1 protein-coding gene is annotated in these 1534 nt (G+C 35.7%); it reads left to right on the forward strand.

Going from position 1 to position 1534, the window contains the following annotated elements:
* Positions 1-845: 845 nt before the first annotated feature.
* Positions 846-1534, forward strand: a 689-nt coding sequence (locus ACFIK3_RS09440) for an ABC transporter substrate-binding protein (protein WP_375676615.1), incomplete at its 3' end; no start/stop codon positions are given.

Raw genomic sequence — 1534 nt, forward strand, 5'->3', positions numbered from 1 at the left:
AAAGCTCTTTAACACTTTGCAATACGTTGAATTTTATCGGGAATGGATTTCTATGTTGTGTAGAGAATTTTATTTCAAAACATTCTATTGGGAAGAAAGGTTATTTATCTCGATAAATTCTACGTGTATAGATATTAATATTTTATATTTCAATTTATGTGTATAAAAAAGTAATAAATTTGTTTGTTGCAAAAGACAGGTGTAACGAATAAAGCAAAATTTAGTGTTTCTGAAAAAATGGGGGACTTTAAAATGTTTTAGTGAAAAAACTATTTTATGCAGATACGTGGGGAAACATCACGCTACTCTTCTTATACCTCAGTACACTCCTTATGACTTAAAATATGATAATCTATAGGTTCGAAGCTGTTATTTGATACGGAGTTATAATAAAGTTCGAATTTTCTTCTGAAAAAGGGTGAAAGTGGTTACTAAAAAATTTATTCAGAATCATCAAAATATTAAATTGTCTTGAGGTTTTTGAAGCAATTAGAGTAGCGCTTTGATGATACTTTTTAGAAAATAGCAAGAAGAAACTTGAAGAAGAAATCTTTTTGATGAAGCAAAGAAGAATTTTGGCCTGATATGCTCTGAATTGTAAGTGCCGTGATGTCGCGTGCTATCGTGCGTGATAGCTTTATTTTAATCAGATCGTTTTGCGTTGCATATGTTCATTTGTCCTATACGTGTTCGGGGGGATGAGCTTTTGAAAAGTGGTTGCTGCTCTTGGAAGTTTTGATGTTTTACCTCTAGGAGGCGTGTTTTCTAAGCATGATCTTATCATTTTTGCATGTTGTCACATGGGGAAGTTATACAATAACCTTAAACCTTAAAAGGAAAATTCTATGAACGTGAAAAGAAAAATATTGAAAAAGGGCAGTTCTTTTGTTTCTGCTGTTCTTGCAATGGGGATGTTTGTGCAACAAGTTTCAGCGAAAACACCTGCTGATACGCTTGTGATGGCTTGGAATCTTGATACAATAAGTACATTTGATCCCGCACAAATCAATGATCGTTATGGTAATGAAGTTCTTGTCAATGTTTGTGATAATTTAGTCGTTTCTGCTACAGATGATGCTGCTAAAATGGTTCCTTCGTTAGCAAAGAGTTGGGATGTTTCAAGTGATGATCAGAGTACTGTGATTACTTTTCATTTGCGTGATGGTTTGAAGTTCAACGATGGTCGTCCTGCGAATGCCAATGATCTGATTTGGAGCATGAAGCGGGTTGTTCAATTGAAGATGGCTACTGCGGCAACATTTAATGAATATGGGATTACAGAACAAAACGTTGATGAGGCTTTTCAAGCACCGGATGACAAAACGGTGGTGATGAAATTTGATAAACCTTATCCAGCAGAGCTTATTCTTAGCCATTTTGCCACTAGTCGTACTCTTGCTTTGCTTGATCGTGAGACACTCATGAAACACGAAAAAAATGGTGATATGGGAAACCGTTATTTGGCAAGTCATTCTGCTTGTGTTGGTCCTTATCAGCTAGAGAGTTGGCGTCCTGGAGAAGGGATTTTGTTGCG

The sequence above is a fragment of the Bartonella sp. CB10SXKL genome (assembly GCF_042195515.1).
In the GTDB taxonomy this organism is placed as follows: Bacteria; Pseudomonadota; Alphaproteobacteria; order Rhizobiales; family Rhizobiaceae; genus Bartonella.